The following is a 19246-nucleotide window of genomic DNA, read 5'->3' as shown; positions in this document are numbered from 1 at the left end:
AGTGCATGGAACCTAAAGATCTGAAAAACTCAAATAATGAGTTGAATGCAAAACCGGAAAAATCCGATGATGCTGTTACGCCAGTAGAGAGCCAAGAATCTGTGAGTGAAACGCCGGCAGAAGAGTCTGCCGAGACGCAAACGCAGAGCGAAGAAGTTGTTGCTAAGGCAGAGGGAAAACCAGAGGAAGAAGCAACAATGACTGCTCCAGAATCGGAAGAAAAAGACTCAGAGGAACAGAAACCAGCTGAGGATGAGCCAAAAGTTGAGTCCGGAGAATCTTCAGAAACACCAACAGTTGAGGAGGATGAAGAGGAAGAAGATCTGGATGAAGAAACTGCCAACGCAGTTATCGCTTCCGGGAAAATTGATTACTCTACCTTCACCGAAGTTGAGTTGATTAATGCACTTCGCGATTTGGTCGCAGCAGCCACCGAGGAAGATATCAAAGACGAAGTAGACCGCGTCAAGATAAATTTCTATAAAAAGCATCGGGCAAACATCGAGACAGAAAAAGCGGCTTTTCTTGCTGATGGCGGGAAAGAAGAAGATTACGAACCCGGGAATGCTCCCTATGAAGATGACTTGAAGAACCTTCTCAATGATTACCGGCAGCTGAAAAGAGACCGGATGAAGAGTATGGAAGATGAGAAGGATGATAACCTCTCGATTAAATACCAGATTATTGAGGATATAAAATCACTGGTCAACCGGAAAGAATCGATTAATAAGACTTTCCAGGAATTCAGGGATTTACAGCAAAAGTGGCGGGATACAGGTTTGGTACCCCAGGCTAACCTGAAAGATCTTTGGGAAACTTATCATCACCATGTCGAAAATTTCTACGATTATATCAAGATCAATAAGGAGTTGCGCGATCTGGACCTGAAGAAAAATTTGCAATCGAAAATCAGTCTTTGTGAAAAGGCTGAAGAATTATTGATTGAACCGTCCGTTATTAAGGCTTTCAACATATTACAGAAATACCACGAGCTGTGGCGCGAAATAGGCCCTGTTCCGCGAGACAAAAAGGATGAATTGTGGGAGCGCTTTAAAGCTGCAACTTCAAAAATCAATAAAAAGCACCAGGAATATTTTGAAGATCGAAAAGGGGATCAAAAGAAAAACCTTGAAGCCAAAACTGTTCTTTGCGAAAAAGTGGAAGAAATTGCAGGTTTGGAACTGACAAATCACAAGGAATGGGATGATCGCTCAAAAGAATTGATTGAACTACAGAAAGTTTGGCGGACAATCGGATTTGCTCCTAAAAGAGATAACAACCGAATTTATGAGCGTTTTCGTACTGCCTGCGACAAGTTTTTTGATGCGAAACGGGAGTTCTATTCACAAAATAAAGAAGTGCAGCAAAATAACCTGCAAATGAAATTGGATTTGTGTGTTCAGGCTGAATCGCTGAAAGATAGCACTGATTGGAAGAAAACGACCGACGAATTTATCCGTATTCAAAAGAAATGGAAAGAAGTTGGTCCCGTTCCACGAAAACAATCCGATTCAATTTGGAAGCGTTTCAGATCTGCTTGCGATTATTTCTTCGATCAGAAATCAGAGCATTTCTCAACAGTCGATCATGAGCAGGTTGAAAACCTGGAGCAAAAGTTGGCTTTGATCGAAGAGATTAAAAAATATGAACTGACCAAAGATGAAGATGAAAATTTGGAGAAAATGAAAGATTTTCAGCGTCGTTGGACTGAAATTGGGCATGTTCCGTTTAAGGAAAAAGACAAGATTCAAAATGAATTTAGAAATGCCATCAATGCTCACTTTGATCACCTGAAAATTGATGATCATAAGCGGGATGTGTTGAAGTTTAAAAGTAAAATGTCGAACTTCAACGAAAGTTTCAAAGGTCAAAACAAGATGCGTTACGAACGTGATAAATACATCACCAGAATGAAGCAGCTTGAAAACGACTTGGCCTTGTTGAATAATAATATCGGATTTTTTGCCAATACGAAGAATGCTGAATCACTGATTGAAGATGTCAATAAGAAGATTCAGGCGACAATGGAAAAGATTGAATTGCTGAAAGAAAAGATTCGTATTATCGACGATATGGACGATCAAGATTAATCAATATGAACATGAACCCGCTGCTAAGCGGGTTTTTTATTCGTTCATGGTGAGATATCATGCACATTTTTTGAGCCCAATTGGTTTTATTGCTTAAATTTGTGCGCTTTTAGGAACAATTAAATTTTACGATTTTGTCAGCAACCAAGTACATCTTTGTCACAGGGGGAGTGACCTCTTCATTAGGAAAAGGAATTCTCGCAGCATCATTGGCTAAGTTATTGCAAGCCAGAGGTTATTCAGTAACAATCCAAAAGCTCGATCCGTACATCAACGTTGACCCGGGAACTTTGAATCCCTATGAGCACGGTGAGTGTTATGTCACCGAGGATGGTGCAGAGACCGATCTTGACCTTGGTCACTACGAACGTTTTCTGAATGTACCAACTTCTCAGGCCAACAATGTAACAACCGGTCGGATCTATCAATCGGTTATTAACAAAGAGCGCCGGGGAGACTATCTTGGTAAAACAGTTCAGATTATTCCCCACATTACTGACGAAATCAAGCGAAAAATCAAATTTCTGGGTACAAAGCGCAACTACGACATCGTGGTTACCGAGATTGGTGGTACTGTAGGCGATATGGAATCACTTCCATATATCGAAGCTGTTCGCCAGTTGAAATGGGAGTTGGGTTCGAATGCCTTGGTTATTCACTTAACACTTGTTCCTTTTCTTGCTGCTTCAGGCGAGTTGAAGACAAAACCAACGCAGCACTCTGTTAAGATGTTGCTCGAAAACGGGGTTCAGCCCGACGTATTGGTATTACGTACCGAACACGACCTGGCTACCAGCATTCGCAAAAAGGTTGCTTTGTTCTGTAATGTTGAACTCGACTCGGTTGTACAGTCAATTGACGTTAGCACCATTTATGATGTGCCCAATAAGATGTTGGAAGAAAAGTTGGACCTGACAGTTCTTCGCAAGCTACATCTTCCGACCAAGAACGAACCCAAAATGGATGATTGGAATGAGTTCCTGAGAAAATTGAAAAATCCGGAGCGGGAAATCACGATTGGTTTGGTTGGAAAATATGTTGAATTAGCCGATGCCTACAAATCGATTGCAGAAGCACTGATTCACGCCGGAGCAATCAACCGGGTAAAAGTGAATTTGCAATGGATCCATTCAGAAGATATTACCAAGAAGAATGTTGAAGAAATCATTTCCGGCTTACAAGGTGTGATTATTGCGCCAGGATTCGGCCATCGCGGAATTGAAGGAAAAATTTTAGCTACAAAATATATTCGCGAAAATAACATCCCATTCCTGGGAATTTGCCTTGGAATGCAAATCGCAGTTATTGAATATGCCCGTAACGTACTTGGTTGGGAAGGTGCTGATTCGACTGAAATGAATGAGAAAACCAACTATCCGGTCATTGGTTTGATGGAAGACCAAAAAGGAATTACCGAAAAAGGCGGAACCATGCGTTTGGGTGCTTATACCTGTAAGATCAACGAGAAGAAGTCGCATTTATATAAGGCTTACGGAAAAGACGAAATTAAAGAACGCCACCGTCACCGTTACGAGTTCAACAATGAATACCTCGATGCGTTTAAAAGCGGAGGTATGAATCCTGTCGGAATAAACCCGGATACCAACCTGGTAGAAGTTGTTGAGTTGGCAAATCACAAATGGTTTGTTGGTGTACAGTATCACCCGGAATATAGCAGCACGGTATTAAACCCACATCCTTTGTTTGTCGCTTTTGTAAAAGCGGCGAACAGTTAATTCGAGAAAAAAATAACCTATGGATAAGAATACAATTTACGGGATAGTTATAATCGTTGCTATCCTGATTGGATTTAGTTACCTGAACAAACCGTCGCAGGAGGAGATCGAAGCGGTCAAGCACCGCCAGGACTCAATTGCGCAGGTTGAAGCTGAACGGCAGCAAGAAGCTCAGGTTCGTGCAAAAGAAATGGCTGAACAGCAGCAGGCTGCATTTGCCGCCGACACTGCTTTGGCTACAACCAATGCAACTGATCGCTTTGGCGCTTTTGCCGCCGGAGCAATGGGACAGGAGCAATTCATCACGTTGGAAAACAACTTGATGAAGGTGACTCTTTCGACCAAAGGTGGTAAGATTTACTCAGTAGAACTGAAAAACTATCACACCTATGAAAATAAGCCGCTTGTCCTTTTCAACGGACCGGACAATCAGTTTGGATTGAATTTCTTCTCACAAAACAGAAGCATAAAAACTGACGAGCTTTACTTTACCCCTTCAACTTCTAAATCAAGTTTGGTTGCTGCCGGACCTGAGGTGAAAAAAGGGAAAGAAGGTGATCTGGAGTATAATGAGGAGTTTCCAGGATCAAAAGAAGCCGTGAGCATGAGCCTGAATGCTGGCGAAGGACGTTCATTGCAGTTTGTTTATACCTTGGCTCACAACTCTTACATGGTTGGTTTCGACATTAAAACCAGCGGTTTAGCAGATGTGATTGCTCCGAACGTAAATTACCTGAATTTCAACTGGGCCTACGCAGGACCACGTCTGGAACGGAAATCTAAATTTGGGGAAGACCGTTATACATCGGTAAACTACAAATATTACGAAGATGAAGTTGACAAGCTTTCTCCAAGCAAAACAAGCGAGGAAACGTTGAAAACAAAAGTGAAGTGGATCAGCTTTAAGCAATTGTTCTTCAACTCGACAATTATTGCTGATGACGCTTTCCCAACGGCAGAAGTTAAGTACAACTACGATGAGGAAAATGTAGATAAGGTCGGTGACTTTTTTGCTGATATTGCCATCCCTTATGATCCAACCGGAGATCAGAATATGGGAATGGAGTTTTATTTTGGCCCGAACCACTATACAACACTGAAACAATATAATATTGATTTGGATCGCCTGGTGAACCTGGGGTATTCAGTACTACGGTATGTAAACCGTTGGTTGGTAATCCCGGTGTTTAACTTCTTAAGACTTCATATCGATAATTTCGGAATTATCATCCTCTTGTTGACCGTCTTTATTAAGATGATTTTGTTCCCGTTCACCTTTAAGTCTTACATCTCGCAAGCTAAAATGCGTGCTTTGAAACCTGAAGTGGATGAGTTGAATGAGAAGTTCGGTAAAGACAAACCAATGGAGAAACAACAGGCAACAATGGCTTTGTATAAAAAGGCCGGCGTAAACCCAATGGGTGGCTGTTTGCCGATGGTACTGCAGATGCCGATTTTGTTTGCCATGTTCTTCTTCTTTCCGACGTCGATTGAGTTGCGGCAGGAGCATTTCCTGTGGGCCGTCGACTTGTCATCGTACGACTCGATTTTTAATTTGCCATTCACCATTCCATTCTATGGCGACCACGTTAGTTTGTTTTGTTTGTTGATGACCGTTACCACCATCATTTCAACAAAATTGAATTCGCAGACTCAAAGTAGTGGTGGTATGCCTGGTATGCAGACGATGATGTATATCATGCCGGTTATGTTCCTGTTTATTCTGAATAACTACCCGGCTGGTTTGAGTTACTATTACTTCCTGGCTAACCTGATCACGATTGGTCAAATGTATTTGTTCCGCGTATTAATTGATGATGAAAAGATTCGCGCACAACTGCATGCCAATAAGAAAAAAGGCCCGGTTAAGAAATCGAACTTTCAACAACGAATCGAAAAAATGGCGAAAGAACGCGGTGTTCAGATGCCAAAAAAATAAGACTCAATGCTGCCTTCGGGCAGCATTTTTTTTTGCTTTCAAATTCGATCCATCCACAGCACCCATTCCCATTTCCTCCCCCAAAGAGCAATATCCAGGGATATCGTCTTCATATCCTTGGTCACGATGATCCTGACCTGTTCCGTCAGAACAATATCCTTGGATATCGTCTTCATATCCTTGGATACGACGATGCTGACCATGTCCTCAAAGGCTGTAGACTTGTCCGCCGGAGTGATATCCTGTTTCATCAGAACAATATCCAGAGATATCGTCTTCATATCCTTGGATACGGTGATGCTAACCTTGTCCGGAAAGGCTGTGACCTTGTCCACCGGGGTTATATCCTGTTCCATCGGAACAATATCCAGGGATATCGCCTTAATATCCTTGGATACGACGGTCCTGACCATGTCCTGAAAGGCTGTGGACTTACCCATGAACGTTATTTTCCCGAAGATCAAAGTGGCGTGCAGATGCTGTGGGCGTATCAAAACAGCTAAGTCCGTCGTTTTTTAAAGCCGATTTTGTAACTTTAGATCATGCCGGATTGAATTCACGGCAGGCTTTTCATACTAATATTCACTAAAACCAATCGTTATGTACCAGTACCAGGCCGAAATTGTGAAAGTTGTCGACGGTGATACCTATGAGATAGACATTGACTTAGGTCTTAGCGTCTGGGTTCGGAAAGAGCGCATCCGCTTATATGGTGTCAACACACCCGAAGTTTATGGCGTAAGGCACGATTCGGAGGAATATCAGCTGGGCAAGGCTGCTTCCGATTTTGTGAAATCGATTATGAAGAAGGGCAACCTGGCGATTGTTGAAACATTGAAGGACTCGAAAGGGAAGTACGGACGCTACTTGGCTGTTTTGTATGTGCGGATGACCCCTGAGGTATTGGACGGACTTTCGAATATCCGGGCGGTTGGCGATTTTTATTGTGTCAACGATGTACTAATTGAGAAAGGGCTTGCTGAACCCTATTTCCTCTAATAAAAAAACAATGAAATTTATGCTTGCCAAAACTCCTCAGCCACCTTACTATGCGGTTGTTTTTAGTTCTGTTCGTACCTCGGTTGATGATGGTTACGTAGAAATGGCTGAACGGATGGTCGAGCTGGCAGAACAACAGGAAGGTTTTCTTGGCGTTGAGTCGGCGCGAAATATTCTGGGAATAACGGTTTCCTATTGGCAAAATCTGGAATCAATAGAGAAGTGGCACCGGAATGTCGAGCATCGTCTGGCTCAGCAATACGGAAGAGAGAAATGGTATGCGGCATTTAAAACCCGAATTGCCCTGGTTGAGCGCGAGCACGGATTTGAGAAGTAAGTTGAATTTGCTTGCACTTATCGAGTTTGATGAAATTATGAACTGAAATAATCCTACAATGAAAAACTTACGCTATGTATGTGTTGGGATGGTTGCATGGCTGTTGTTGGCATGTAACAGCACCCCCCCAAAAGGTACACCTATGAAAAGTGAAATTGAAACGAAAGCGGATGCTTTTATTCCCGTCAAACTGACCACTGACCTGTCTGTTTTGACCGAAAAGGAAAAACAAATGTTGCCTTTGTTGTTTAAGGCTGCTGATATTATGGACGAGTTGTTTTGGAAGGAAGCTTATGGTGATAAGAATGAAATTTTCTCGAAAGCGACCAGCGAGGCGATGACCAAATTTTTAAAGATTAACTACGGGCCCTGGGAGCGGTTGAATGACAATAAGCCTTTTATGGAAGGGGTGGGGGCAAAGCCGGCTGGTGCGCAGTATTACCCCAAGGATATGACCAAAGAAGAGTTTGAAGCTTGGGACGAACCAACAAAGGCGAGCCTGTACACCATGGTAAAACGCGACTCTTTAGGCCAACTTCAGGCTGTGCCTTATCATGTGGCATTTAAGTCACAGGTTGAACAGGCATCCGCTTATTTGAAACAAGCAGCTGAGCTTGCCGAAGATCCAGGTTTGAAGAACTACCTGGAGTTGCGAGCCGAAGCATTACTGACTGACGACTATTATCCGAGCGATGTCGCCTGGATGGACATGAAAGATAACACAATCGATTTTGTTGTCGGTCCGATTGAAAACTACGAAGATCAGTTGTTCAACTATAAAGCGGCACACGAGGCATTTATTCTGGTTAAGGATAAGGAGTGGAGTGAACGATTGGTGAAGTTTGCCGATTTACTGCCTGTACTGCAAAGAGCTTTGCCTTGCGATGCACCTTATAAAAGTGAAATGCCGGGTTCCGATTCGGATTTGAATGCCTATGATGTGATATACTATGCCGGTGATTGTAATGCGGGAAGTAAAACCATTGCCATTAATTTGCCGAACGATGAGCAGGTGCGGCTAGAAAAGGGAAGTCGAAAGCTTCAGCTGAAGAATGCGATGCGGGCTAAGTTTGATAAGATCCTGATGCCGATATCGGATTTGTTGATTGAGGAAGATCAACGGGATCATGTTACGTTCGATGCCTTCTTCGAAAATACCATGTTTCATGAGGTTGCTCATGGCTTGGGGCTTGGAAACACAATTGACGGAACCAAGACCGTGCGCCAGGCACTGCGCGAAACCTATTCATCGATGGAAGAAGGGAAGGCTGATGTTCTCGGCTTATGGGTTGTTTATAAACTGAATGAGATGGGTGAGTTAGGCGACAAAGATATGATGGATAATTTTGTCACTTTTATGGCCGGCATTTTTAGATCAGTGCGTTTTGGTGCAGCAAGTGCTCACGGCAAAGCAAATATGGTTCGTTTCTATTATTTTGAAGAACAGGGAGCCTTCGAGCGGGATGAAACTACCGGAACTTACCGGGTTAATTTCGAAAAAATGAAAGAGGCCATGATGAAGCTGTCTGACCTTTTACTCACCGTTCAGGGAAATGGGGATTATGCACATGCCTTAGATCTCATTCAGAATATGGGGAGCATACGTGCTCAGTTGCAAACTGATTTAGACCGGATCAATGCAGAAGGTATTCCGGTTGATATTGTTTTTGAGCAGGGGCCTTCGGTTGTTGGTTTGTAAACGTTGAATATAAAAGATTTTGACCCCGGGAGCAATTCCGGGTTTTCTTTTTGGCAAGAAACAAGAATAGCTTGCGGTAAAGTGGCTCGAAAAATTACAAGGAGCTAATAGATCTGCAAAAGGCGGAGGTTGAGTATTGACAATGGCCGAATGATGGGGATTGTTTCTGGCTTGCATCTAAAAATGAAAGAGAGGAACACTGTCATGTTGTTCCTCTCTTTTATTGAGTTGTTTTCTAATTGATTCAGTAACCTAGATTATTTAACTTTCTTAAACCACATCCGGTTACCCACATTGTAAAATTCGTCTTTTAATTCTGGATTTTCGGCCAATTGTTCTTCTCTGTAAGGCAAATAGGGAACCATAACATCATCACCTTCATTCCAATTAGCAGGTGTTAAAACTAATTCGTCCTTTGTTGTCTGCAAAGCCGAAACAATTCGTTCAATCTCAACTAAATTTCGACCAACTTCAACAGGGTAAAAGTTGATTGAGCGCACGATATTGTTGGGGTCAATAATATAAACCCCGCGAATGTCGCGACTGGAACTTGTGGGAGCATGTAGCATCCCGTATTGTTTTGAAATCAACATTTTGCTGTCGTCTATCAAAGGGAAGTTAATGTCTTGTTGACCGCGACCTTTGTAGTCTAATTCTTCCAGATGAGCTACCCACATTCTGTGTTGTGATAGGTTATCGGTAGAAATTACAGCCATTTTAACATTCATAGACTCGAATTCTTTTTCCATATAAGCTAATTCGAGAATTTCGGAAGAGCAAACCGGAGTAAAGTCTTTAGGATGACTAAACAGAATTTTCCAGCTAGACCCATAATCATCAGGGAAAGTTAATTCGCCTTGAGTTGTTTGTGCAGTGAAGGAGGGGGCTTTTGATCCAATCAGAGGGATCTGGTCCTTTTGAGCTAGAGCTAGCGTAACAAGGAAAAAGGACAGTAGAAGGGAAACAGAGATTTTTTTCATGATAATTACATTATTAATTAGTATCGGTAAATAGGGGTATATATGCAAGCATACGCGGAACTAATTAATAGGTTAGGATATTAAGTTGTTAATGTCTTTAAATTGAGTGGTATACGGCTACCGATGATAGCGAATGATTACATTTTATAGAATAAATCAAACAGTAGTAATAATATGAAACAACATAAAAACTGCTATTAAATTCGATTTTTACAAGAAGTTAATAGCAGTTTTGGTAAATAATAAACATTTGAAATGATAGATTCAAACGAATAATTTTTAATCGTTATTTTAACAACATTTTGAACCACATGTCAGTTTGCATGAGTTGATTGGCCTGTTGTTCGAATTGGCATTTTACATGCATCATGTTAACTGATTCTTCGAATTCGTCCTCACTGAAGTCATAGCCAAGCTCTTTTAATTTCTCAAATAATTCTTCCGGTTTGCATGTGTTGACTTCTTTTCTTAATTCACGGTTTTCCTGAGATTCGCGAATAAATTTCATTGCATCGTTAATTGCCATAGTCAGTACTTTTAAATTTTTATTACGATCGTCCATTCTCCTACATTTATGTAGGTCATTAGCTCTAATCCTACATATTCGTTTTAAATATGTCGGATTTCAGGGGTTATATAAAAGTGTGCAAATGCCGTTCCTAAATTTGCGTGAGTAAGGAAAAGAAAATACCCGGTAAGAATGCTTTTCCTTACCGGGTATTACCTCAGAAGATGTTATGCGAGTTAAAGGACAAAACTAACTCCGAATGAAATGAAGTTAGCTTTAAAACTACTATCTCGTTTATAATAATTGTATTTCAAGTCGAAACTTTTAATTTTTAGTAGGCCGATATGGTGTTCAGTAAATATATCGGTGTAGCGAAGACCGATTCCATACTGATTTGCGTTGAATTTTGATAAATCGTAGTCCGAGGTGTAATATTTTTCAGTCGAAAGATGCTCGTTGTAACCTGCAAAATAGTCAGCGGCTGTTTGCGAGTAGTACCGGTAAGAAGGATATACGGTTAATTTATCGCTTATCTTAACAGGTATTTCAAGGCTTGCTGTATGAGAGCTTATTCCCCAATTGTCGGTATAGTAACGATAGAATGATCGCAACACAAATCGTTCGTTTAGGTAATAATTGAGGCGTGCTCCAACAGCAATTTTCGTTCGGCTGTTTGGTAGCCGTTCTACATCGTCGGCTAATTGAAAATTATCGACAAAATAGTCAGGATAGTCCGAAAAGTAAACGCGCTGGTAATTAGTTGATAACAAGCCTTTTTGGAATACTCCGTCAGCAAGAATCGCTCCCTGTAATTTTTTAGACAGAATTTGGGTGATGACCAAACCTGCGGAATAGGAGTTTCTGTTCTTTCCGTCAAGTCCGTCGAACTTTGGATTATAACCTGAGGGGAAAAAAGAGGAATGACCACTTCCTCCGGGCACGAACGAACGAAGTTCGTAGGGGAATAGCTTTTTCCATTGATCTAGATATACGTTGCCGGATAAGGTCACCTCTGTATTTTTCTCATTAAATAGTCGCGTAAAACTTCCCCCAAAACCAAATGAAGAATAGTCGAACTCTGAGGAAACACTTAGTTTTCCCGTCCATATTTGATTTCGGTTGTCTGAGCTATGACTGTAAGTACCTGCTCCGTGCATCCAAACATCGGTTTGGGAAGCACCTGATGAAGCTTGGAACGGATCGGCGGGGCCACTGCCATCAAATGGATTAATATTGCTCGATGAGGCAGATGTATAGGCTGAAATGCCTGCTTCAACGGTTAACACATCGTCGTCGTTTAACGGAACGGAGACGATTAGGGTTGGCGCAATGTCCTTTAATTCCTCGGATCCGATTCCCCCGGTTACTGCTGCGTTGTCGCCATCTTGAGAATAATAACTCATGAGGAAATCAATTTCAGTACTTTCCAGAACCCTTTTTTTGTAATTTTCGTCAGAGCTCTTCGATTCCTGTGCCCACAACGAATTCGTAGTGAACAGAATAATGAGCAAATTTAATATTTTCTTTTCCATAGCTTTCTAATTACATCCACAACCACCACCTGTTTTTCCTCCGTTAGCTCCGGACGCTGCTTCGCGATAAGCTTGAAAGGTTGTTTCAAACATATCAATCTTCTTTGTCCCCAGTTCCATGTCGGGATCGTTGAGGTTAATTTTTTCATATTCTTTTACCACTTTGCATGAGCCCAGCGATAGGGTAATCATAACCAGAAACAGAAGTTTTCGTTTCATTCTTTTTCAATTTTTATGTGATCAGAACTGTATATATTTCCTTGTTCATCGATCAAAATACATTCAATATTAGGGAGTTGATTGATTCGGTTGATTCCAACGTCAATTCCCATTACAAAGATTGATGTGGCCAAAGCATCAGCCAGTTCTGCTTTGGGGGCAAAAACGGTTGCACTAATGATTCCGGTTGCCGGGTAACCCGTTTGGGGATTGATTATATGCGTGTAGCGGATGCCGTTAAATTTTACATATTTCTCATAGTCCCCCGAAGTAACAACAGCACCCTGATGAAGTGGAAGTACTGCAAATACTTTGTTCTTATTCATTGGGTTGACAATGCCTACTTCCCAGTCCTCGCCCGATGGTTGTGTTCCCCAGGTATTCATATCACCCGACGCATTGATAATGCCGGCTTTTGCTCCGTTCGCGATAAGTAGTGCTTTGGCTTTATCTGCCGCATAACCTTTGCCAATTGCTCCAAATCCGATTTTCATTCCTTTCAAGTCCAGGTAAACAGTTTGGTCTGCTTTATTCAAAATAAGATGTTCGAAACCTACTTTTGACACTGAGGCTTGGATCGCTTCGGGGGTTGGCATCTCCGTCATACTGCCGTCAAACTTCCAGATCCTATCCATCGACGCATAGGTAATATCGAAAGCGCCGTCTGTCAACTTTGAAATAGCAATAGCTCGCTCAATGAGTTGAAAGAGCTCCGGATCAACCTGAACAGGTATGATACCACTGTTCCGGTTAATTGCAGAAGTTTGAGAATTTTGGTCCCAGGATGAAATGAGTTTTTCAATCCGTTGAATCTCACCGATGGCCATGTCGATATAGCTGTTGCCTTCTGTTTCATTTTCTGCAACAACAGTAATGTCAAACCGACTTCCCATCAGTTTTAGTGTCCGAGTGTAGCTCTCTCCACAATATCCTGAAAGTACAGTTATCGTGAGAATGAACAGGAATAAAGTGCTTTTCAAATTTTGGGGTTATAAGGCGTTTAAAAGGTTAATGTATTCGTCGGGAGTTACATTCTTGTATCCGGTTTCTCCAATTACTTTTCCTTGGGAATCGAGTAAGACAACAAGGGGGAAATAGCCCTTTTTATTGTAGGTTTCAGCTAATTTGCCATTTTCAGCTTGCAGCTCTTCCGGCAATGCATTCGCCTTTTTGCGAGGAAAATCAACCTTCAACATAACATAGTGATCTTTGGCGTACGACTGAAAAGTGTCTGAACTCCAGATTTCCCGGTTTAGTTTCATGCAGGGGGCACACCAGTCTGATCCCTGAAAGACCATGATTAACTTCTTGTTCGATTCTTTAGCCTCTTTTTGGGCTTGTTCAAAATCTGTTTTCCAATTTTGGGCTGATAGGGTTGAAACTGCAATCGTGAAGAACAGGATTGCACTAAATAGTTTTTTCATACGCGTGATTTTTGGTGTCTAAAACAAATCTAATTTGAATTAGTTTTCAAGATATATAGTAATCTGGATAATTAGATTTTTTTAACAGTTCGCTGTTTTTGCGGATAGTTGTCGATAAATTCAGACTGGTGTGAAAGAAACTGAATAACAGAAAAGGTGAAATCCGGTGATTGTGTATGAATATAATGGTTTGAAAGAACGGCTACTGACATCAGCTTTGTGCTCCAATTCGAAACTGATTTTTGACGAGCAAAATCGTACGATCATCAGTGAATGGTTTTATTGCTGATTGATAAAAGAGATTGGAGGCAAAGAATTAGCTTAAACTTTTTCCAGAACTGCGTGTATTGGCTTGTACTTTTCAAGACATTTGAATAGCTCCGTTTTTACGATCGGTTTTGCCATGAAGCAATCACAACCGCTCTCTAAAGCCATGTGTTTGTCGGATAAATGGGAATAAGCGGTTTGAATGATAATGGGCAATTCAGGGCGGAGACTTTTGATTCTTTTTGTTGCCTCAAGACCATCCATTACGGGCATGCCAACATCCATTAAAACCAAATCGATATCCGGTTTTTGTTGAACCAAATCTATCGCCATTTTACCATTGTAAGCTCTAATTAGATTAACGTTATAATCTTTTAAAACTTCAGAGATAAACAAAAAATTATATTCTTCATCCTCTGCGACTAAAATGTTGAGTTTAGTCGATTCAAATTGACTATCTAATCTCATAATATTTACAATTGAGTGAATCGCAAGTCATTGTTTGACAATTTAAAAAATTAAAATTCAATTGAAATATTTATTAATGAGAACAAAAGATCATTTATTGATAAGTTAATGTTAATTAAATGGAATTTCGTTGGATAAATTCAAACGGACTTTTTATGCGTTTGAAGTTCTTTGAAAGGATCATTTCAGCGGCTTTTTTCCCAATCTCATCATGGTTGGTCGATATCGTAGAAATACCATCGCAAAGCAATTCCTTTACAGGGTTTTCATTGTACGAAATTAATCCGATATCCTGTCCCGCCTTCCAGTTTCTCGCTTTCAAACACTTAATAAACATGTAAAGATCATTGTCTGAAACCAATACATATGCTTCATTTTTAACAATGTCCGTTTCAGTGAGATTATCTATTATTTCGAACTTAAATTGTTGATGCTGACAGAAATGCGTAAATCCTTTTTTGATGTTCGTCGAATAATATTCGTTCTGTGGAAAAACAAGGTTGAGCTTTTGGTATTTCTTAAGCAAGTCAAGAGCTTGTTGCAACGCAGTCTGGATATCCTTGTCATATTCCTGGTACACCACCGGATAATCTTTCAACTCCTCCCAGTAACGGTCAACAATCAGAACCTTTTCTTTCGGGATTTTCCGGATAACCGGAACAGCCGAAGCAGCGTCATTTCTAAAATGAGGAAGTATAACAAAGTAATCGTAATGTTTCAGGTTTTCATTGATGATGGATTCAAATTCGTTTATGTCATAGTGATAAATAAATACATCGATGCTCGCTTTTGTACCGAGCGTTTGAATAAATGAGTTGTAAAGACTACGCTTATAGTTGCTTAATTTGTTTATGATCAAAGCTATTTTTAGCCTTTTCCCTGTCTCTGTTTTATTGACATAATACCCTTTGCCTTTTACCGAAATCAGGATTCCTTTTTTACGCAAATGGGTATAAGCTTTTTCGACCGTATCGCGCGAAAGAAGCAGGTCTTCGCTGGTTTCGTTGATAGACGGAATACGTTGGCCGTGTTTAAAAATGCCTGATTCAATATCTGTCAGGATCATTTCTTCAACTTGTAAGTATTTCGGAACATCCGAATCACTGTCTATTCTGTTTAGTTCGGTCATTGGTTTTAGTTCTGTTATTTCCGGTCAAGAGGTCTCAAAAATTTAGTGCTTGGAAATTATAAAAAATGCATCAGAATGAGGAATTGAAACCACATTTTGATGGTTAATTGGAGCCTGAAAAGCTAAATAGTAGGTCGAAAGTTAATGAATGTAAAAAAGCGCGATAAAGTCGGTATGTTTTGCAACATTTCATAGAGCGATTTGTTTGAGCAAGAAAAATATTTCATGCCAATTAATATTCCAGAAACCGGGCAAAAAAGAATTGTGATTATTGGCGCCGGTTTTGCAGGTTTAAAACTTGCACGTAAGCTAAAGAACGAAGATTGTCAACTTGTATTAATCGATCGGAATAATTACCATCAGTTTCAACCATTATTTTACCAGGTAGCTACATCCGGCCTTGAGCCGAGTGCCATCTCTTTTCCGCTGAGGAAGGTATTTCAAAAGGAGAAAAATGTCTATATCCGCGTCACCCAAGTCACTGATATTGATCCGGTGAAGAAACAAATTCAGACCGCTATGGGCTATGTGTGGTACGATTCTCTGGTCATTGCCACCGGTGCTACAACCAATTATTTTGGAATGAAGGGAGTCATAGAGAACGGAATTCCAATGAAGTCCGTTTCTGAGGCTGTTTACCTTCGCAACACCTTGTTACTTAATTTCGAGCGAGCGGTAACCATGCGTGATCCGGATGAATTACAAAGCTTATTGAATGTTGTTGTTGTAGGGGGTGGACCGACGGGAGTTGAGGTTTGCGGAGCCCTTGCGGAAATGAAGCGTTTTGTGCTTCCTAAAGATTATCCCGATCTCAATTTTGATTTGATGCAGATTACCCTGATTGAGGCAAATCCACATTTGTTGCATGGAATGAGTAGTCATTCCGGAGATCGGTCGCTGGTTTATCTTAAAAAGATGGGTGTGAATGTGTTGCTAGATCATCGCGTAACTGATTACGATGGGAAAACAATTACCCTGGAAGATGGAAAGAAGTTAATGACCGAAACATTAATTTGGGCTGCCGGTGTTCGGGGGCAAATTCCGGATGGAGTTGATCCGCAATTCATGACACGTGGAAACCGGATTAAAGTCAATCGGTTTAACCAGGTTGAAGGGATGGAAGGTGTTTATGCTATTGGCGATATTTCATTCATGGAAACTCCCAAATATCCCAACGGACACCCACAGGTGGCTCAGGTTGCGTTGCAACAAGCGATCAACCTTGGGCAAAACTATATTCGTAAATCGAAAGGGAAAAGTCCCGCAGAATTTGAATACGAGGATAAAGGATCTATGGCAACAGTTGGAAGGAATCGGGCTGTAGTTGATCTGCCTTTCTTGCGTTTTTCAGGTGCCTTTGCCTGGTTGGTTTGGATGTTTGTCCACTTAATGTCAATTGTCGGCGTAAAAAACCGAATGCTTGTTTTCATCAATTGGTTGTGGAAATACTTTACTTTCGACCAATCATTACGGTTGATTTTACGACCGTCTAAAAAAGCACAGGAACGACCATTGTAGGTCTTGGTGTATTAAAACTTAGTAAATACGAGAAGATATAATATGAAGAAGACGACCTCAGGTCGTCTTCTTTTTTGTTTTATTTTTTACCAACTGTTGCTTCAATTTCTTCCGGTGTAATCGGAACTCGTTCACCCAGTATTTCGCTACCGGTTGCGGTAATCAGAAGATCGTCTTCCAACCTGATACCACCGAAGTCGCGATAGGCTTGCAACTTTTCAAAATTGATAAAGTCAGTATTAATATTTTCAGCTTTCCATTTGTCAATTAACGCTGGAATAAAATAGATCCCCGGTTCGTTTGTGATAACGTTACCGGATTCCAGTTTCTTACCCAACCTAAGATAGGCCGTTCCGAATTGGTCAACAGGACGAATTTCGTCGTCGTAACCAACATAAATCTGCCCAAGGTCTTCCATGTCGTGAACATCAAGTCCCATCATGTGTCCCAATCCGTGTGGGAAAAACAAAGCATGCGCTCCATTTTTGACCGCGTCTTTTACATCACCTTTCATGATGCCAAGTTCTTTCAATCCACTTGCAATTACTTCCGCTGCTGCCAGGTGAATTGATAGGTAGGTGGTACCGGCTTTTGACAACGATGTAGCATGATTGTTGGCTGCTAAAACAATGTCATAAATTTCACGCTGTTGCGTAGTGAATTTACCACCCACAGGAGCTGTCCTTGTAAAGTCTGATGCATAATGCATTAAGCTTTCTGCACCGGCATCAACCACCATTAATTTTCCTTCTCTCAAAATTTCAGCATGACTGTGGTTGTGCAGCGTCTCTCCGTGCTGGCTTAAAATGATGGGGTAGGCTGATGCTGATCCTTGAGAGCTGGCAATTCCCTCAAGTGTACCGGCAATTTTTTGTTCCCAAGTTCCGGGCATAGCCATTTTCATCGCTGTAACATGCATATCGTAACCAATTGCACAGGCTTTTTTAATTTCGGCTACTTCACCTGCATCTTTGACTGAGCGCATCGCAATAACTGCTTTCACCAGTTCTAAAGAGCTGTATTCTTTTTGCTTGGAAGGGTGAATACCCAAAAGTTCCTGGAGCAATAATTTATTCTCCCCACGGTAAGGGGGTAGAAAGTGAATTTTTCTTCCTAGGCTAATCGCTTTTGAAATGTGGGCAAACAATTCGCGATAAGGTGCAGTCTGTGTACAACCTACTTTGGCGGCATTCTCTTTCAGGCTTACTTGCGGTCCCATCCAGATGATGTCTTCAATTTCAACATCATTCCCAAACAGAATTTCATCTCCTTTGTCAATATCGATAATGCCGGCCAGTCCTTGAAAATCAAGCCCGAAATAGTAAAGAAAACTGCTGTCTTGTCTGAAATGGTAAGTGTTGTCCGTGTAGTTCATCGGAACATCATTATTGCCCAATAAAAGAACTAATCCGTCCGAAAGGAGTTCTTTTAATCTTCCCCGTCTGTCACTGTAAATTTTTGGATCAAACATGATTTTGAATTAAAGTTATTATTGAAAGGTGAAGATAGGTATTTAAAAAGATCGATTTTATGACTTTTGCCAAAAGCGACCTGTAATTTATAAAAAATGGCCGACAATTTGGCTACTATCAAACATATAACTGAATTAAGTTTCGCACGTAAAACCGAATAAATACTAAATCCCCAAAGATCATGGATAATACCTTGCTTAATTATATGAACAGACGTTTTGGAGAGGAGGGCAAAAAGAAAAGTGCCTCCGGTTTCAAAATAGCAGGTCCCGTTATTACTATTTCACGGGAAGTCGGGTGCAGTGGAATTAAACTCGGTCGTCAATTAGCAGAAGCGCTGAATAAAAGTGTTTTTTGTAAACAATGGCAAGTGATAAGTAAAGAAGTGCTAAACGAAAGCGCCAAAGAGTTGAAAGTTAAACCGGAGAAAGTGGACCGGATTTTTTCGAGCCAGGAACATTTTACGTTCGATGAAATTTTAGCGGCGTTTTCAGATAAATATTACAAAAGCAACCGGGTAATCACCAAGACTGTTCGTGAAGTGATTCATAACTTTGCAAGCGACGGATGCTGCATCATTGTTGGGCGTGCAGGCCATTTAATTGCCTCGGACATTGACAATGCACTTCACGTTCGTTTGGAGGCTCCTATTTCATGGCGGGTTGATGTAATTGCTGCAAATAAGGACATGATCAAGTCGGATGCCTTGAAATATATCAGTGAAACAGAGAAGGAGCGAGAGGCTTTTAGGGATCATTATATGAAAAACCGAAACGAAAGGGAACTTTTCGATTTGACGATAAATGTTTCTCGATTTACAACTGATCAAGTCGTTAAAATTATTCTTACTGCTTTTGAAATGAGAGGAATTCCGGAAAAGATGAGAAAGTCTGTGCCGTATTTTGGATGATTGTTTTTTTGTTTTCGAT

Annotated in this window: 18 protein-coding genes; 8 read left to right on the top strand and 10 right to left on the bottom strand. The window is 40.9% G+C overall.

Annotated features, from left to right (window positions below; all coding sequences use genetic code 11):
- Window positions 1–5 precede the first annotated feature (5 nt).
- The 3 genes from GJV22_RS01485 to yidC all read left to right on the top strand — a co-directional run bounded on the left by GJV22_RS01485 (window position 6) and on the right by yidC (window position 5765).
- Window positions 6–2090 (top strand): DUF349 domain-containing protein, encoded by a 2085-nt coding sequence (locus GJV22_RS01485; RefSeq protein WP_163707666.1) that lies wholly within the window; start codon window positions 6–8, stop codon window positions 2088–2090.
- A 134-nt stretch (window positions 2091–2224) separates the two neighbouring features.
- On the top strand, window positions 2225–3826 hold the full coding sequence (locus tag GJV22_RS01480; RefSeq protein ID WP_163707663.1) for a CTP synthase: 1602 nt from the start codon (window positions 2225–2227) through the stop codon (window positions 3824–3826).
- A gap of 19 nt (window positions 3827–3845) precedes the next feature.
- The gene (gene yidC, locus GJV22_RS01475; protein WP_163707660.1) at window positions 3846–5765 is read left to right on the top strand and encodes a membrane protein insertase YidC; all 1920 of its coding nucleotides are present in this window, start codon (window positions 3846–3848) and stop codon (window positions 5763–5765) included.
- Between the two features lie 38 nt (window positions 5766–5803).
- Here the strand turns inward: yidC and GJV22_RS01470 are convergent, their stop codons facing one another.
- Window positions 5804–6205, bottom strand: coding sequence for a hypothetical protein (locus tag GJV22_RS01470; RefSeq protein ID WP_163707657.1), 402 nt, complete (start codon window positions 6203–6205; stop codon window positions 5804–5806).
- Between the two features lie 160 nt (window positions 6206–6365).
- Between GJV22_RS01470 and GJV22_RS01465 the strand changes: the two genes are divergently transcribed.
- The 3 genes from GJV22_RS01465 (at window position 6366) to GJV22_RS01455 (ending at window position 8800) form a co-directional block, all read left to right on the top strand.
- Window positions 6366–6764, top strand: coding sequence for a thermonuclease family protein (locus GJV22_RS01465; protein ID WP_163707655.1), 399 nt, complete (start codon window positions 6366–6368; stop codon window positions 6762–6764).
- A 10-nt stretch (window positions 6765–6774) separates the two neighbouring features.
- Window positions 6775–7101, top strand: coding sequence for an antibiotic biosynthesis monooxygenase family protein (locus GJV22_RS01460; protein ID WP_205461714.1), 327 nt, complete (start codon window positions 6775–6777; stop codon window positions 7099–7101).
- A 142-nt stretch (window positions 7102–7243) separates the two neighbouring features.
- The gene (locus GJV22_RS01455) at window positions 7244–8800 is read left to right on the top strand and encodes a dipeptidyl-peptidase 3 family protein (RefSeq protein WP_238480258.1); all 1557 of its coding nucleotides are present in this window, start codon (window positions 7244–7246) and stop codon (window positions 8798–8800) included.
- A gap of 257 nt (window positions 8801–9057) precedes the next feature.
- Here GJV22_RS01455 and GJV22_RS01450 read toward each other — a convergent pair whose 3' ends face one another.
- From GJV22_RS01450 to GJV22_RS01415, 8 genes are all read right to left on the bottom strand, one after another.
- Window positions 9058–9780, bottom strand: coding sequence for a redoxin domain-containing protein (locus GJV22_RS01450; RefSeq protein ID WP_163707648.1), 723 nt, complete (start codon window positions 9778–9780; stop codon window positions 9058–9060).
- Between the two features lie 286 nt (window positions 9781–10066).
- The gene (locus GJV22_RS01445) at window positions 10067–10342 is read right to left on the bottom strand and encodes a Nif11-like leader peptide family natural product precursor (RefSeq protein ID WP_163707645.1); all 276 of its coding nucleotides are present in this window, start codon (window positions 10340–10342) and stop codon (window positions 10067–10069) included.
- 182 nt (window positions 10343–10524) lie between these two features.
- Window positions 10525–11820 carry a DUF3570 domain-containing protein gene (locus GJV22_RS01440; protein WP_163707641.1) on the bottom strand — a complete coding sequence of 432 codons (1296 nt, stop codon included), beginning with the start codon at window positions 11818–11820 and terminating at the stop codon, window positions 10525–10527.
- Window positions 11821–11826: 6 nt separating this feature from the next.
- Window positions 11827–12039 carry a DUF4266 domain-containing protein gene (locus GJV22_RS01435; protein WP_163707638.1) on the bottom strand — a complete coding sequence of 71 codons (213 nt, stop codon included), beginning with the start codon at window positions 12037–12039 and terminating at the stop codon, window positions 11827–11829.
- A complete protein-coding gene (locus tag GJV22_RS01430; protein WP_163707634.1) occupies window positions 12036–12932 on the bottom strand; it encodes an FAD:protein FMN transferase in 897 nt (298 codons plus the stop codon). Before GJV22_RS01430 ends, GJV22_RS01435 begins: the two co-directional genes overlap by 4 nt.
- A 96-nt stretch (window positions 12933–13028) precedes the next feature.
- Window positions 13029–13463 carry a thioredoxin family protein gene (locus tag GJV22_RS01425; protein ID WP_163707631.1) on the bottom strand — a complete coding sequence of 145 codons (435 nt, stop codon included), beginning with the start codon at window positions 13461–13463 and terminating at the stop codon, window positions 13029–13031.
- Window positions 13464–13784: 321 nt separating this feature from the next.
- A complete protein-coding gene (locus tag GJV22_RS01420) occupies window positions 13785–14198 on the bottom strand; it encodes a response regulator (RefSeq protein WP_163707628.1) in 414 nt (137 codons plus the stop codon).
- Between the two features lie 115 nt (window positions 14199–14313).
- Window positions 14314–15327, bottom strand: coding sequence for a GntR family transcriptional regulator (locus tag GJV22_RS01415; protein ID WP_163707625.1), 1014 nt, complete (start codon window positions 15325–15327; stop codon window positions 14314–14316).
- Between the two features lie 225 nt (window positions 15328–15552).
- Here GJV22_RS01415 and GJV22_RS01410 point away from each other — a divergent pair, with 225 nt between their 5' ends.
- Window positions 15553–16845, top strand: a complete 1293-nt coding sequence (locus GJV22_RS01410; RefSeq protein WP_163707622.1) for an NAD(P)/FAD-dependent oxidoreductase — start codon at window positions 15553–15555, stop codon at window positions 16843–16845.
- 79 nt (window positions 16846–16924) lie between these two features.
- On the opposite strand, the gene GJV22_RS01405 is transcribed toward GJV22_RS01410, so the two are convergent.
- Window positions 16925–18316 (bottom strand): aminopeptidase P family protein, encoded by a 1392-nt coding sequence (locus GJV22_RS01405; protein WP_163707619.1) that lies wholly within the window; start codon window positions 18314–18316, stop codon window positions 16925–16927.
- 182 nt (window positions 18317–18498) lie between these two features.
- On the opposite strand from GJV22_RS01405, the gene GJV22_RS01400 reads away from it, so the two are divergent.
- Entirely contained in the window at window positions 18499–19227 is a 729-nt protein-coding gene (locus GJV22_RS01400; RefSeq protein ID WP_163707617.1) for a cytidylate kinase-like family protein, read from the top strand.
- The last annotated feature ends 19 nt before the right edge of the window (window positions 19228–19246 follow it).

Origin of the sequence: Mangrovibacterium lignilyticum (genome assembly GCF_010882175.1) — a bacterium.
Lineage (GTDB): Bacteria > Bacteroidota > Bacteroidia > Bacteroidales > Prolixibacteraceae > Mangrovibacterium > Mangrovibacterium lignilyticum.
Note: the sequence above shows the minus strand (reverse complement) of the source record. Positions and strands in the feature narration are given on the sequence as shown.